Origin of the sequence: Nocardia sp. NPDC005978 (assembly GCF_040614455.1) — a bacterium.
Classification (GTDB): Bacteria; Actinomycetota; Actinomycetes; order Mycobacteriales; family Mycobacteriaceae; genus Nocardia.
In genome coordinates this window covers 14,073-29,754 of record NZ_JBEXUS010000028.1, presented here as the reverse complement: position 1 = coordinate 29,754, position 15,682 = coordinate 14,073, and the positions used below count along the sequence as shown (strand labels likewise).

Sequence of the window (15,682 nt, the reverse complement as noted above, 5' to 3'; positions counted from 1 at the left end):
TGGACGGCCCGTGGCGCATGTGGGACCGCGTATGAGAGACAATGGGACTTGGTCGCGAAGGTGGGCCACGCAGGAAGGAGTACGCGATGGACTACGAGTCGCGAATGTACGAGCTGGAGTTCCCCGCTCCGCAGCTGTCATCCGCCGACGGCTCCGGCCCCGTGCTGGTGCACGGACTGGAGGGCTTCACCGACGCCGGTCACGCGGTGCGCCTGGCCACCACCCATCTGCGGGAGAGCCTGGAGAGCGAACTCGTCGCCTCGTTCGACATGGACGAATTGCTGGACTATCGCTCGCGCCGGCCCCTGATGATGTTCAAGACCGATCACTTCTCCGATTACACCGAGCCCGAGCTCAATCTCTGGGCGCTCAAGGACACCGCCGGGACCCCGTTCCTGCTGCTGTCCGGGCTGGAACCGGATCTGCGCTGGGAGAAGTTCGTCACCGCCGTGCGCATGCTGTCCGAGCAGCTCGGGGTGCGCCGCACCATCGGCCTGAGCGCGATCCCCATGGCGATTCCGCACACCCGCCCGCTCGGGGTGACAGCGCACGCCAGCAACAGCGACCTCATCGGCGACCATCAGCGCTGGCCGGGTGAGCTGCAGGTGCCCGGCAGCGCGTCCTCGCTGCTCGAGTACCGCATGGCCCAGCACGGTCAGGAGTCGGTGGGCTTCTCGGTGCACGTGCCGCACTATCTGACCCAGACCGCCTACCCCGAGGCCGCGCAGACCCTGCTGGAGAACGTGGCCGAGAACGCCGGGCTCGAACTGCCGCTGGCGGCGCTGAGCGAGTCGGCCGCGCGCGTGCGCGAGCAGGTCAACGAGCACATCGCGGGCAACTCCGAGGTGGAGACGGTCGTGCACGCGCTCGAGCGCCAGTACGACAGTTTCGTCACCGCGCAGGAGCGGCAGTCGAGCCTGCTGGCCCCGGACGCCGAGCTGCCCACCCCCGACGAGCTGGGCGCGGAGTTCGAGCGCTTCCTGGCCGAGCAGGGCGGGTTCGGCGAGAGCGGCGGACCCGAGGGCGGCGAACTGCGGTAGCCGGTCGCTGGACTCGGGGCGGGTGCGCACCCACTAACGTAGGGGCGTGCAGCTATCCGAACTCGTCCCCGATCAAGCCGTCCCCGATGTGGAAGCGGATTGGCTGTACGAGACCTTCTCCGAATGGACCGAGAGCCAGGGCCTGACCCTGTATCCGGCGCAGGAGGAGGCGCTGCTCGAATTGTTCACCGGCGCCAACGTCATCCTGGCGACGCCGACCGGATCGGGTAAGTCCCTCGTGGCGCTGGGCGCGCACTACGCCGCGCTCAATCGCGGGCAGCGCAGCTACTACACCGCACCGATCAAGGCCCTGGTCAGCGAGAAGTTCTTCGCGCTGTGCGAGGTGTTCGGCGCGGATCGCGTCGGGATGGTGACCGGTGACGCCGCGGTGAACCCGGACGCGCCGATCATCTGCGCCACGGCGGAGATCGTGGCCAATCTCGCACTGCGCGAGGGCCCGAGCGCCAACGTGGGCCAGGTCATCATGGACGAGTTCCACTACTACGCCGATCCGGATCGCGGCTGGGCGTGGCAGGTGCCGCTCATCGAGCTGCCCGGCGCCCAATTCCTGCTCATGTCGGCGACTCTCGGCGAGGTCGACTTCTTCGCCGCCGATCTCGAGCGCCGCACCGGACGCGACACCGCCGTCGTCTCGGGCGCCGAACGCCCGGTGCCGCTGAGCTTTTCGTACGTGAAGACCCCGATCACCGAGACCCTCGAGGATCTGGTCACCACCAGCCTCGCGCCGGTGTACGTCGTGCATTTCACCCAGGCCGCGGCCATCGAGCGCGCCCAGGCCCTGATGAGCGTGAACTTCGCCTCCAAGGCCGAGAAGGACGCGATCGCCGACGCGCTGGGCGAGTTCCGGTTCGCCACCGGCTTCGGCAAGACGCTCTCGCGCTTCATCCGGCACGGCATCGGCGTGCACCACGCGGGCATGCTGCCCAAGTACCGGCGACTGGTCGAGAAACTCGCCCAGGACGGACTGCTGAAGGTGGTGTGCGGCACCGACACGCTGGGCGTCGGCATCAACGTGCCGATTCGCACCGTGCTGCTGACCGGCCTGACCAAGTACGACGGGGTGCGCACCCGCCGGCTCAATGCCCGTGAGTTCCATCAGATCTCGGGCCGTGCGGGTCGTGCGGGCTTCGACACGATGGGCAGCGTGTGGGTGCAGGCGCCGGACCACGAGGTGGAGAACGCCCGGCTCATCGCCCGCGCCGGCGACGATCCCAAGAAGCTCAAGAAGGTTCAGAAGCGCAAGCCCCCGGAGGGTTTCGTGTCCTGGTCCGAGGAGACGTTCGACCGCCTGGTCGCGGCCTCCCCCGAGCCCATGGTCTCGCGGTTCAACGTCACCAACGCCATGCTGCTCAATGTGATTGCGCGCAAGGGCAATTGCTTCTACGCCATGCGGCATCTGCTGGAGGACAACCACGAACCGCGCGCGGCCCAGCGCAAACACATCCTCAAGGCCATCAAGCTCTATCGCGCGCTGCGGGACGCGGGTGTGGTGCAGCAGCTCGACGAGCCGGACGAGTTCGGCAGGCACGCGCGGCTCATGGTGGATCTGCAGCGTGATTTCGCGCTCGATCAGCCGCTGTCCCCGTTCGCCCTGGCCGCGTTCGAGTTGCTGGACAAGGAGTCCCCTACCTACACCCTCGACGTCATCACCCTGATCGAGGCGACGCTGGAGAATCCGCGCCAGCTGCTGATGGGCCAGCAGCACAAGGCGCGCGGGATCGCGGTGGCGGAGATGAAGGCCGACGGCATCGAGTACGAGGAGCGCATGGAGCTCCTGGAGGAGGTGACCTGGCCCAAACCGCTCGCGCAGGAGCTCATCTACCCGGCGTACGAGACGTACAAGGCGGGTCATCCCTGGGTGTCGGAGTTCGAGCCGCAGCCCAAATCCGTGGTCCGGGAGATGGTCGAGCGGTCCATGACCTTCGCCGAGCTGGTGTCGCAGTACGAGCTGGCGCGGTCGGAGGGCGTGGTGCTGCGCTATCTGGCCGACGCCTACCGGGCGCTGCGGCGCACGGTGCCCGAGCAGGCCCGCACCGAGGAGCTCGACGACATCACCGAATGGCTGGGCGAGCTGATCCGCCAGGTCGACTCCAGCCTGCTGGACGAATGGGAGCAGCTGACCAATCCGGGCGCGGAGACCGACACCGAACAGATCGCCTTCGGCGCGGAGGGCGTGCGGCCCATCTCCGCCAACGAGCGCTCGTTCCGGGTGCTGGTGCGCAACGCGCTGTTCCGCCGGGTGGAACTGCTGGCGCTGCAACGCTGGGCGGCCCTGGAGGACTTCGGCGACGAGGTGGACTGGGAGGGCGAACTCGAGCCGTACTTCGCCGAGTACGACGAAATCCGGACCGGTCCCAACGCGCGCGGGCCGAAACTTTTCCAGGTTGAGCAGCGCGAGGGTTTCTGGCATGTGCGCCAGGTGCTGGACGATCCGGCCGGCGATCATGGTTGGTCCGTGGACGCCATTGTTGACCTGGCCGAATCCGACGCGGCGGGTGAAGTGGTCTTCGATGAGCTGAGCGTCACGGCGGGCTGAGCGCCCGGAGACCGACGATCCAGCCTAGGGGTTCTCGTCGGTTTTGTGGCGGTTTCGTGCGGTGGGGTGACGAAGTCGATGGTTCTTCGGTTCGTTTTCCGGGCCCCGGCGCTGCTATTGTCGCCCACTGTTGCCCGAGGCCGTTTCGGCAGCCCGAACAGTGGGGAGTTCCCTTAGATTGTCCGTTTCAAACCCGCCCGAGTCGCCCTGTCTGGTCATCGACCTGAACCGGGTCCGCGCGAATTACCGCGCGCTGCAAGCCGCACTACCTTCGGCCCGAATCCGATTCGCCGTCAAGGCGAGTCCCGTGCCGGAGATCATCCGGCTACTGAACGACGAGGGCGCGGAGTTCGATGTCGCCAGCGTCGGGGAAATCGAGCTCTGCCTCGCGCAGGGGGTTGATCCGGCCGTCATGTGTTACGGCAACCCGATCAAGAAGGCCGCCCACATCGCCGCCGCGCACGCGGCCGGCGTCCGGCGCTTCGCCTCGGACACCGAGGACGATCTGGTCCGGATCGCCGAGCACGCGCCGGGCGCGGAGATCGAACTCCGCTTCCTGGCCTCGGCCCCGGCCTCGCAGACGCCCTTCGGCGTCAAGTTCGGCTGCGCCCCGGGCGAAGCCGTGCAACTGCTGGTGCGCGCGCACGATCTGGGACTGACGATCGCCGGTCCGTACTTCCATGTGGGTTCGCAGCAACTCGATCCCATCGCCTGGCAGATCGGCATCGAACAGGCGGGTGCCATCGCGGAAGCGCTGGCGGCCAAGGACATTCCCGTGAAGGCGGTGAATATCGGTGGGGGACTGCCGATTTCGTACGCCGACGCGGCCCCCGGCGTGGACGAGCTGGGCGCGGTCATCGCCGCTGCCGCCGCCCGCCATCTCCCGGAACACACCGCTCTCATCGTGGAACCCGGTCGCGCCCTTGTGGGTAACACCGGCGTGATCCACGGCGAGGTGGTCAATGTTCGCCAGGCGCCGGACGGGCGGCGCTGGATATACCTCGATATCGGCCGCTACAACGGCATGGCCGAAACCGAGAACGAGTACATCGCCTACCGCTTCCAGACCGATCGCGACGGCGATCCGATGGACGAGGTGGTGGTCGCCGGTCCGACCTGTGACGGCGACGATGTACTGTATCAGCGCACGCGTGTCCTCTTACCGACCACGTTGCGAGCCGGTGATCCCATTCGGATCCTCGAGACCGGCGCATATACGGCGAGCTATTCGTCGGTGTCCTTCAACGGTTTTCCGCCTTTGACTGTTCATGTCATCGGCGCTGAGCGAGAGTGAGTTTAGCCATGACGGCAGAATTCACCGGCTGGCACGTGCTGGCCGAGTTCGGTGGTGTCGACGCGGCCCTCTGCGACGACCTCGAACGACTCGAAGCCGCACTTCGAAAATCGTTGGTCGCCGCGGGGGTGACCATCTGTGATGTCGTGCGCAAGCAGTTCGAGCCGCAGGGTGTCACCATCCTGGCTCTACTGGCCGAGTCCCACGCCTCGATCCACACCTACCCCGAATCCGGAGACATCTTCGTCGACGTGTTCACCTGCGGCAGCATCGGCGCGGGCGCGACCAAGGCCGTGGAGCTGCTGCAGGCCGAGCTCGCCCCGAAGTCGGTCAACATGGAGGTCATCCAGCGCGGGCACGCCGCGCGCCGGATCCATGAGCCGGTCGGCGAGGGTCTGACCCGGGTGTGGAACATGTCCGAGGTCATCGTGGACACCAACACCCCGTTCCAGCACATGGTGATCGCCGAAACCGAGCAGGGCCGGTCCCTGTTCTCCGACGACGATCGCCAGTCCACCGAGTTCTCCCAGCTCACCTACCACGAGGCCATGCTGGTCCCCGGGTACGCGCTGGCCGAGAAGCTGGACAAGGTGCTGATCATCGGTTCCGGTGAGGGTGTCGCCTCGCAGATGTCGGCCGCGGCGGGCGCCACGCTCGTCGATCACGTCGACATCGATCAGCTAGAGGTCGAGCTGTGCGCCGAGCACCTGCCCTACGGCTACTCGCAGGCGGATCTGGCCGAGGCGGTCGCGCAGACCGGCCCGATCAAGATGCACTACGCCGACGGCTGGGACTTCCTGGCCAAGGCCGAGGCCGCGGGCACCCGCTACGACCTCATCTGCATCGACCTGCCGGACGAGCGCGTCGAGGATGCCCAGCACAACCGCCTGTACGAGGACGACTTCCTCAATCGCTGTAAGGCGATCCTGGCCGAGGGCGGCGTGCTCGCGGCCCAGGCCGGCTGTCAGACCATGTGGCGCAACGAAACCCTCAAGCGTTCGTGGACCCGCTTCCACAACCTGTTCGAGACCGTGGTCCCCTACGTCTCGGACGAGCACGAGTGGACCTTCATCTTCGGTACCCCCAAGGCCATCGAGGATCCGGTCGCCAAGATGACCGCCACCCTGCCGACCCTGCCCTACAAGGCGGAGACGATCGACGAGCGGGCCCTGGTCCGCGGCGCCATCGAGCCCCACGCCCTGCGCGTGGGCGCGACGGTCGGCTAGTTCGGTCGATCACGAGCAACCAAGGCCCGCACGGATTTTCGATCCGTGCGGGCCTTCTCGTCGTCCGCGAACCGGCGCATGCCCGCCGTCGGTCCGGGCGGCGTACCGACCGGAATCGACGCCGGCGAGCGCTTGACTTGGAGTGCGCTCCAGGTCGTAGCGTCGTCGTGGTGAGCACGACTCACCACGACGCCAAGGAGGACACACGGATGATCGCGACCAGGATGCTCGGCGAACTGCGGGTCGGCGCACAGGGGCTCGGTTGTATGGGGATGAGCCAGGCGTATGGCGTTCGCGACAGTGACGCGGAGTCGATCGCCACCATTCACCGGGCCCTGGATCTGGGCGTCACCATGCTCGATACCGCGAATGTCTACGGGCCCGAGACCAATGAGCGCCTCATCGGGCGGGCCATCGCCGACCGCCGGGATCGGGTGGTGCTGGCGACGAAGTTCGGCATCGTCTGGGGCGAGGGCGGGAGCATGGGGGCGCGCGGTGACGCGGCCTATGTCAAGCAGAGCTGTGACGCGTCGCTGACGCGACTCGGGGTGGATCATATCGACCTCTACTACCAGCATCGGGTGGATCCGGCGGTGCCGGTGGAGGAGACCTGGGGTGCGCTGTCCGAACTCGTGACCGCGGGCAAGGTGCGCCATCTCGGTATCTCCGAGGCGTCGGCGGCGACGATTCGGCGTGCGCACGCGGTGCATCCGGTCACGGCGCTGCAGAGCGAGTGGTCGCTGTGGACCCGCGATATCGAGGCCGAGATCCTGCCCGTCTGCCGAGAATTGGGCATCGGTGTGGTTCCGTTCTCGCCGCTGGGACGCGGCTTCCTGACCGGCTCGATCACCTCGGCCGACGAGTTGCCCGCCGACGATATGCGTCGACGCCTCCCGCGATTCGCCGAGGGCAACCTCGACCGCAATCTCGAGATCGTCGACACGCTGCGCGCGCTCGCGGGCGAAAAAGAAGTCACCGCGGGCCAGTTGGCCCTGGCCTGGGTGCAGAGTCGAGGCGCCGACGTGGTGCCGATCCCCGGCACCAAACGCCGCTCCTACCTGGAACAGAATGTCGCAGCACTCGATATCGAACTGAGTGCCGAGGATGTCGCACGAATCGAAGCAGCCGCACCGGCCGGCGCCGTCGCCGGGGCCCGCTATCCCGAAGAGCTGGCCCGCGCGGCCGGGAAGTAGCGCCTCCGGGCCCCCGGAACAGATTGGTGGAAGGCCGGTTACAGCGGGCAAGGGGCGGAACATGATTGCCGGGGATCGGGTGATCCGGCGACTGTCGGGGCGACTCGCTACAGTCGCTGCGTCAACGCTCCACTGATTCGGGGGAACATGCTCGACTCCGCCCGCACCGTCGCCGATGGTGCCGATGTCTCCACTCTCGATGCCGCTGCCGGGGAAGACCTCTGGCAGATTCCCGACGACTGGTGGGCGGCGGCCGCACCCGTGCGCGGGCTGGGTCCGGCCCCCACCCTCGAGCCCTATCCGCCGGCGGTGTTCGACTTCGCGAACGCCGTTGCCTCCCAGCGCAAAGAGCTGCTCGCCTGCCTCGATCGTTCGGCTGCGCGTTACGGCGACGAACTGGCCGTGGCCGGGCGCGACGCGCTGCGGGACGCGGCGACCTGCACACCGCTCGGCGCGGCGGTACTCACGCTGCTACTGCATCGGCTGGTCAGCGGCGTGCACTACGCCGCCGACGCCTGGCTGCTCGGGCGCGGGCTCGCCTTCGCGGCCGAGGCCGCGGTGTGCCAGTCGGAACTTGCCCTGGATTGGGATCACGACACCACCACCCGCAGCTGGCACTACCTGGTGCGCCGCCTCGATCCGGCCGAGCCCGGCCGGAGTTCGGCGCCCGACGAACTGGTGACCGTGCGACGGTATCTGGCCGCCGCCACCGAACCCGACTACCGCGCGGCCGTCGAACGGCTGGCGGGCCTGCGCGCCGCCGGGTGCGGACTCGCGGCGCGCATCGCCGCCTCGTACCTCGCGCCGACCGAAACCCGTTGGGTAACCGACGATCTCGACGCGCTGGCGCCCGCGCAGGTCTCCTACGACAGCAGGTTCGTACTGCTGACTGCGAGCGTGCACGACGCCGAACAGCTCGACAAGCTGGTCGGGGTGTTCGACGCCGCGCAGTACTCCTACGGCGTCGGCCGCAGCTCGCTCTTCGCCGCGCTCGTACGGCTGGGCCCCGAGGCCGCGCCCGCCGTCGAGCGTCTGCTGCGCGCACGGGATCTCGACGGGGAGATGGTGCGCGCGCTGGCCCGGATCCTGGCGGGTTTCCCCACCGACGCGGCTTTCGCGAGTCTGGCCGCGCGGGCCGAACAGCGCTTCGTTCCGCCGGTCCTGGTCGAGGCCGCGCACCGGTATCCGCGCCGGGCCCTGCGCATGCTGGGACCGGCCGCGGCGAGATCCGGTATGGCCCGGCACGTGCTGCGCTCGATCGCTCGTGCGCACCCGGAGTTGGCCGCCGAATTGCCGGAGACCGCAGCCTATCTCGATGACGAACGGCCCCGGGCCACGCCCGGGGAACTGCCCGAGGTGCTGCGGGTGACACCGTGGACGCAGGCGCTGGCCAAGACCGAACAGGTCACCCTGGCGAACCTCGCCGCGCCGGCGCCCGATGGTCTGGCCTGGCTGCCCGGCGAACGCGCGGAGTGGGAGCAGGCGGAGGTGTGGGTCACCGACGCCGAGCGGATGAACTACGCGGCCGAGATCGCACGCGCGGTCGCGAGCGATTCCGGATCGTTCTGGAGTGTGGTGCGGTTGTTCGCCAGTGCGCCGGACGAGTTGGTGCGCCCGCATCTGGCAACGACCTCGATCGGGCGGATGTGGCACTCCGAGCCCGGCCTGCGCCGCATTCTGGCTCGGTTCGAGGACGACGCGATCTCCTTCGTCACCCGTGCGGTGCAGTCCAACCCGACCAACCTGGCGCATCTGCTCGCCCCGGTGACCGGCGCGCAGGTGACCGCGCTCATGACCCGCTGGCTGGACGGCAAGCGCACCCGGCCGGTCGCGGTCCAGTGGTTCGACCGCAACCGCGCCGTCGCGTTGCCCACCCTCATCGCGGCGAGCCTGGGCAAGGCGGGCAAGGATCGCCGCGCCGCGGAGGCCACGCTGTGCTGGCTGGCCGAACGCGGTCATCGCGCCGAGATCGAGGCCGCGGCGGCGCTGCTCGATCCCCGCGCCGCGGCCGCCACGGCCGTGCTGCTGGACACCGATCCCCTGCACCGGCTGCCCGCCAAGATTCCGGCGATCCCGACGTGGCTCGCGCCCGAGTTGCTGCCCGGGTTGGCGCTGCGGCGCAACGGCGCGGTGCTGTCGCAGGATTCGGCGCGCGACGTGTGCCAGGTGCTGGCGCTGTGCGGCCCGAACGGCGACTACGCCGGTGTCGATCAGATTCGCGAGGCCGCGGATCCGGAGTCGCTCGCCGAATTCGCCTGGAGCGTCTTCGAACTCTGGAAGCTCGCGGACTATCCGTCCAAGGACGGCTGGGTGTTGCACGCGCTCGGTCTGATCGGCGACGACGAGACCGCGCGCAGGCTCGGCGCGTTGATTCGGGTGTGGCCCGGGGAGGCCGCGCATGCCCGTGCCGTCTCGGGGCTCGACGTGCTCACCGCGCTCGGCACCGATGTGGCTCTCATGCAGCTCAACGGCATCGCCGAGAAGGTGAAGTTCAAGGGCCTCAAGACCAAGGCGCAGGAAAAGGTCGCCGAGGTCGCCGAAAGTCTGGGCCTGACAGCGGAACAGCTCGCCGATCGCCTGGTGCCCGAGTTCGGGCTGAACGCCGACGGCACGCTGGTGCTCGATTTCGGCCCGCGCGGTTTCATCGTCGGATTCGACGAGCAGTTGAAGCCGACGGTGTCGGACGCGGTGCGCGGTGACGACGGCGCGTGGCAGGCCACCGGCCTCCGCAAGGCCCTGCCCAAGCCGGGCCCGAAGGACGATCCCGAACTGGCCCCCGCGGCCGCGAAACTCTTCGCCGCTCTCAAGAAGGACGTGCGCACCGCGGCCGCCGATCAGATCCGCCGTTTCGAGCGCGCGATGGTGCTCGGCCGGCGCTGGTCCGCGGCCGACCACCGCCGCCTGTTCGTGGAACATCCGCTGCTGTGGCATCTTTCGCGCCGGCTCGTGTGGGTCACCCTCGACGCCGAGGGCGCGGTCGACGGATCGTTCCGGGTCGCGGAGGATCGCAGCTACGCCGACGCGGCGGACGAGCCCATCGATGTCGCCCCCGACACCGTGGTCGCCCTCGCGCATCCCCTGCACCTGGGCTCGGCCCTGAGTGAATGGGCCGAGGTGTTCGCCGATTACGAGATCCTGCAACCCTTCCCGCAGTTGCAGCGCGAGACCTACGCCTTCGACGAGGCGGAGCTGGGCGCCGACACCCTCGCCCGCTTCACCGGGCTCTCCCTCCCCACCGGCACGCTGCTGGGCCTGGGCCGATTCGGCTGGGAGCGTGGCGAACCCATGGACGGCGGCGTCTCCTGCGAGATGTTCCGCGACCTGGGTGACGGTAATTCCGCGGTCATCGACATGGATCCGGGCATCATCGCCGGGGACGCCCTGGAGTTCGACACCCAGAAGATCACCGTCCACCTGACCCGCACCGGCGACGAGGGCTACTGGAACCGCACCGACAATCCGCCCACCTTCGCCGCGCTGGACGCGGTGACTGGTTCGGAACTGCTGCGCGAGCTGGAGATTCTGTCGCTCCGCGACAACGGCTGACCCGCGACGGATGTGGCACGTGGTGGCTCGGCCGTGCCCGAGCCACCACGATCGAACGAGGAGACCGCGAACGAGCCCGCGCGCCGGGCGGACGCGGCCTGCGGCGTGCCCGGACCCGGGAGCCGCGCCGACGATGGAGGAAACATGGGCGGGGACACGGCGATCGAGCTCGAACGCACCGATGAGGACACCTGGATCGCGCCGACGAGCTGGGCGGAGAAGGCCGCCCCGTTCCGCGGGCGCGGGCCGGTACAGACACCGGTGATCGACACCAAGGCGATCGGGCGCTACCGCGGGTGGCTCGCGCACGAGTCGATGGCGGCTTCGGTGGCGGCGACGGCGGAGCAGGAGCCCGATCTGGCCGCTGCCGCGCGGGGCGTGATCGCCGACCCGGAGTCGGCGACCGCGCTCGGGCTGGCGGTCACCGGGATCCTGGCGCGCGCTCTGGACGAGCACCGCGCCACCGGGTCGCCCATGAGCGCCGCCCAATTGATCGATATCTGGATCAGTGACCACGGCGTCGTGCTCGCCGCCGAGGCAGCGGTGCTGTGGGCGGGGCTGGGCACCGCGCGGCGACGCCCCGGTACCGAGCCGACGCCGTGCTTCGGTGCGCACCGGGTGACGGATCCGTGCCGTGACGCCCTGCCGACGCGGGCGATGTGGAAGCTGCGGGCACACATCGCGCTCCTGTCCGAGGCCGACCACCGAACGGTGGTGGAGCGCCTCGGCCGCCATCGCGCCGAATCCGGCGCCCTGTCCGTCCGCGTCCCGGCCTCGTATCTCGTTCCCACTCGGCAGGATTGGCTGGACCGGGACTTGGCGGACGGTCGCCGCGCCGGCGGCCCCGGGTACACCGGCGAGGCCTGGTCACCGCTCGCCTGTTCCGCCACGACCGCCGCGCAGCTGGCGCTGCTCCCCCGGCACAGCTACATCGGGGTGATACCGGGGCGGACCGAGTTGTTCAGCGCCCTCGTTCATGTCGGACCCGAGGCCGCCGATTATCTGGCCGCGGCCATGGACGCCCCCTACCTGCCGGCCGAGCAACAGCGGATGCTCGCGGCCCTGCTGGCGCAGTTGCCCGGCGACGCCGCCTTCGCCGCGCTGGCCCGGCGGGCCGAGCGCCCGGTGATCCGGGGTGCGCTGATGACATCGATGCTCCGATTCCCGTTGCGCGCCAGGCGAATTCTCGCCACGGAGGTCGAGCGATCCCCGCTGCTCGACGAACTGATCCACTGGCAGGCGCGGATCGTCTTCGCGCCCGAGTACGCGGCGGAGTCGCGCCCGATACCGGAGGCCGCGCCGCACGAGTTGCCGCGCCTGTTCACCGAACCGCCCTGGGAGCGTGAGATCTCCGCGCGCGAGGAGGTCGTGCTGAGCGGGATCGGTACCGAGCGCGCGCCCACGCTGGCATGGCTGCCCGGCGAACAAACCGAGTGGGCGAACAACGATCTGCGGGTCTACGAGCCGCGCGAAGGCTGGCAGTCGCGGATCGATGCCGTGCTGCGCGCGGCGGACCCCTCGGGCTACAGCCTGGCCGAGATGTTCGCCGCCGCACCGCAGGAACTGGTCGCACCGCATCTGGGCCTGCTGCGCGCCGACTATTTCTGGGACTGGATCGTGCTCATGCAGCGGCTGCTCGGGCGCTACGGAGACGAGGTCGCCGAGGTCATCGTGGGCGCGGTGCGCAATTCCCCGGCCGCGCGCGCCGAAGTGCTCGCACCGGTGACCGGCACCGCGGTCACGACGCTCATGACCCGCCTGCTCGGCTCGCGCCGGGGCGTGCGGGCCGTGGCGCTGACCTGGTTCGAACGCCATCTCGAGCGTGCGGCGCCCGACCTCGTGGCCGCCGCGCTGGGCCGCCCGGGCGCCTCCCGGACGCTCGCCCGCCAGGCCCTGTCGACGCTGAACGCGCGGGGTCATCGAGAGGCACTGTGCGCGGGCGCGGTGGGCCTCGGACCGGAGGCGGCCGCCGCGATCGAAGCGGAGCTGTCGGCCGACCCTCTCGAACAGTTGCCCGCGGTGCGGCCCGAACTTCCGGCGTGGGCGGATCCGCGCGGATTGCCGCCGATCCTGTTGCGCGACAGCGGCCGTGCCCTGCCACCCGCCGCCGTGTCGGCCGTGTGCACCATGCTGAGCTTCTGCGCTCCCGGCGAGAACTATCCCGGGATCGCGATCGTCGCGGAGATCGCGCAACCACGCTCGCTGGCAGCCTTCGGCCGGGCGCTGTTCGACACCTGGCGACTGGCCGGATATCCGCCGGACCACACCTGGGCGCTGCACGCGCTCGGCCTGTTCGGCGACGACGACACCGCCCGCGACCTGGCCCCGCTGATTCGCGCGTGGCCCGGCGAGAACGCCCACGCGCGAGCGGTGGCGGGGCTGGATGTGCTCGTCTCGATCGGCAGCGATGCCGCACTGATGCAGCTGAACAGCATCGCCGAGAAGGTGAAGTTCAAGGCCATCAAGAACACGGCGCGGGAGAAGATCCGGGAGCTGGCCGAGGAGGCCGGACTCACCTCCGAAGAACTGGCGGACCGGCTGGTTCCGAGCTTGGGGCTCGACGCCCGGGGCGGCATCGTGCTCGACTACGGCAGCCGTTCGTTCCGCGCCGGCCTGGACGAACAGCTGCGCCCGGTGATCCACGACAGCGACGGCACGCCGCGCAAGAGCCTGCCCAAGCCGGGCGCGAAGGACGACCCGGAGCTGGCGCCGCTCGCGTACAAGGCGTTCACCGCGTTCAAGAAGGACGCCAAAGCGGCTGCCGAGGAACAACTTCGGCGCCTGGAACGGGCGATGACGACCGGCCGGCGCTGGACGGCCGCCATCCATCGCCCGCTGTTCGCCGAGCATCCGCTGATCTCGCAGCTCGCACGGCGACTGGTGTGGATCACCGTCGACGAGAACGACGCCGTCACCGGATCGTTCCGGGTCGCCGAGGATCTGAGCTTCGCCGATGTGCACGACGAACCCGTGACCCTGACCGCGGACACCCGCGTCGGCATCGCGCATCCGCTGCATCTCGGTGACACGATCACGGCGTGGTCGGAGGTTTTCGCCGATTACGAACTGCTGCAACCATTCCCGCAACTCCACCGGAAGAGCTACACCCTCGCTCCCGAGGAGAACCCGGCTCTGACCCTGACGCGATTCGAGGGCCGGACCGTCGCCACCACGAAACTACTGGGGCTGCAACGTTTCGGCTGGATCCGCGGCGACGCGGAGTACGGCGACATGGCCGTGGTGATCCACCGGCCGCTGCCCGGGGGCCGGGCGGCCGTGCTCGCGCTGAATCCGGGGATCTCGGTTGCCGAGGTGCTGCGCTGGAGCGAGCAGCAGATCACCGTTTTCATCACCGGCACCGGCCAGGAGAACCGGTGGAGCGCCGACCGCACCGACTACTCCTTCGGCGGTCTGGACGCGGTCACCGCCTCCGAACTCCTGCGTGAACTGACCCAGCTCTTCGACGAATGAGGACTTCCGCTGTGCCGCCTGCCCGAGGGGACGTGACCGCCGACCGGCCGGTCGCGACCGCCGAACTCGCCGACCTTCCCGACCTGCTGCGCTACCCGCCGTGGGAACGGAGCGAGGCCGCGGCCCGGCCCGCCGTGACAGCCGGTGTCGCCGCCCCGCGCCCACTCGCGCTGCGCTGGCTGCCCGGCGAGCAGGCGCGGTGGGCGAATTGGCCCGCGCACCACTGGCCCCCGGTCAAGGATTGGCCCGCGACCGTGCAGCGGCATCTCGAGCGCGGCTACCTGCACCGCCTGGGCACCGTGAAGATCTTCGCGCTGGCTCCGGTGGAGCTGGTCGCGCCGCATCTGGACCTGCTGCGCGCGAACCTCCACAGCAGCTGGGACGAAGCGCTGCGGCGGGTGCTGGGCCGGTTCGGCGACGACGTCCTGGACGGCGCGGTGGCCGCGGCCATCGAATACCCGCGATCCAACGCCGGGGTGCTGCTGCCGGTGACCGGAACGGCGGTCACGACCTTCATGACGAAGGAGTACCACACCGAACGCGGCCGGGCGGTGGCCGTGTCCTGGTTCGATCGCCATCTGCCGATCGCGGCCGCCGACCTGATCACGGTGGCGGTGGGCAAACCCGGGCGCAACCGCGCGAACTCCTGGAACATCCTGCGCGCGTACGCCGCTCAGGGCCGCGCCGGCGAACTTCACACCGCCGCGGCCGGTCTGGGCCCGGAGTTCGAGACCGCGTTCGGCGCGGAACTGACCGCCGATCCGCTGCTCCGGCTGCCCGCCCGGATGCCACCGCCGCCGCCCTGGCTCACCGTCGCCACGCTGCCGCCGATCATCCTGCGCGAGCACCGATCCGCGCTGCCGCCCGCCGCGCTGACCACCGTGTGCACCATGCTCGCCCTCTGCACCCCGGACACCGACTACGCGGGCATCACCCGGCTCACCGGCCTCGCCGAACCCGACAGCCTGGCCGCCTTCGGCTGGGCGCTGTTCGAGCAGTGGGAACGGGCCGGATGCCCGGCCCAGCAGAACTGGGTATTCGGCGCCCTCGGCCGCTGGGGTGACGACGACGTCGCACGCCGTCTCGCCGAGCTCATCCGCGTCTGGCCCGGCGAGGGCGCGAACGCCCGCGCCGCCACCGCCCTGGGTGTCCTGACCTCGATCGGCAGCGCCGTCGCGCTGCGCGAACTCGAGACCATCGCCGCGAAGTCGAAGTTCAAGGGTCTGCGCACCAAGGCGAGGGACGCACTGGCCGGCCTGAACGACTACTGAAGCGCCGACACCGGCGAGCCCGCCACCCGGTCGGTGATTCCACCGGCCCGCACCGATGTCGGTGCGGTTGTTTACAGTCGGGGC

8 protein-coding genes are annotated in these 15,682 nt (G+C 69.6%); all 8 read left to right on the top strand.

Annotation, left to right across the window (positions count from 1 at the left end; genetic code table 11):
* The first annotated feature begins 86 nt into the window (after window positions 1-86).
* A complete protein-coding gene (locus ABZ319_RS15355) occupies window positions 87-1,040 on the top strand; it encodes a PAC2 family protein (RefSeq protein ID WP_354987028.1) in 954 nt (317 codons plus the stop codon).
* A gap of 46 nt (window positions 1,041-1,086) precedes the next feature.
* Entirely contained in the window at window positions 1,087-3,597 is a 2,511-nt protein-coding gene (locus ABZ319_RS15350; RefSeq protein ID WP_354987027.1) for a DUF3516 domain-containing protein, read from the top strand.
* Between the two features lie 178 nt (window positions 3,598-3,775).
* Window positions 3,776-4,891, top strand: a complete 1,116-nt coding sequence (locus ABZ319_RS15345; RefSeq protein ID WP_354987081.1) for a type III PLP-dependent enzyme — start codon at window positions 3,776-3,778, stop codon at window positions 4,889-4,891.
* 8 nt (window positions 4,892-4,899) lie between these two features.
* A complete protein-coding gene (gene speD, locus ABZ319_RS15340) occupies window positions 4,900-6,117 on the top strand; it encodes an adenosylmethionine decarboxylase (protein WP_354987026.1) in 1,218 nt (405 codons plus the stop codon).
* 209 nt (window positions 6,118-6,326) lie between these two features.
* A complete protein-coding gene (locus tag ABZ319_RS15335; protein WP_354987080.1) occupies window positions 6,327-7,310 on the top strand; it encodes an aldo/keto reductase in 984 nt (327 codons plus the stop codon).
* A 147-nt stretch (window positions 7,311-7,457) separates the two neighbouring features.
* Entirely contained in the window at window positions 7,458-10,856 is a 3,399-nt protein-coding gene (locus ABZ319_RS15330; RefSeq protein WP_354987025.1) for a DUF4132 domain-containing protein, read from the top strand.
* 144 nt (window positions 10,857-11,000) lie between these two features.
* A complete protein-coding gene (locus ABZ319_RS15325) occupies window positions 11,001-14,327 on the top strand; it encodes a DUF4132 domain-containing protein (RefSeq protein ID WP_354987024.1) in 3,327 nt (1,108 codons plus the stop codon).
* A gap of 11 nt (window positions 14,328-14,338) precedes the next feature.
* Complete coding sequence (locus ABZ319_RS15320) at window positions 14,339-15,598, top strand: hypothetical protein (protein WP_354987023.1); 1,260 nt, start codon at window positions 14,339-14,341, stop codon at window positions 15,596-15,598.
* The last annotated feature ends 84 nt before the right edge of the window (window positions 15,599-15,682 follow it).

Coding starts and splice junctions, on each gene's coding strand:
- ABZ319_RS15355 (WP_354987028.1), top strand. CDS start 87: ATGGACTACGAGTCGCGAATGTACGAGCTGGAGTTCCCCGCTCCGCAG.
- speD (WP_354987026.1), top strand. CDS start 4,900: ATGACGGCAGAATTCACCGGCTGGCACGTGCTGGCCGAGTTCGGTGGT.
- ABZ319_RS15335 (WP_354987080.1), top strand. CDS start 6,327: ATGATCGCGACCAGGATGCTCGGCGAACTGCGGGTCGGCGCACAGGGG.
- ABZ319_RS15330 (WP_354987025.1), top strand. CDS start 7,458: ATGCTCGACTCCGCCCGCACCGTCGCCGATGGTGCCGATGTCTCCACT.
- ABZ319_RS15325 (WP_354987024.1), top strand. CDS start 11,001: ATGGGCGGGGACACGGCGATCGAGCTCGAACGCACCGATGAGGACACC.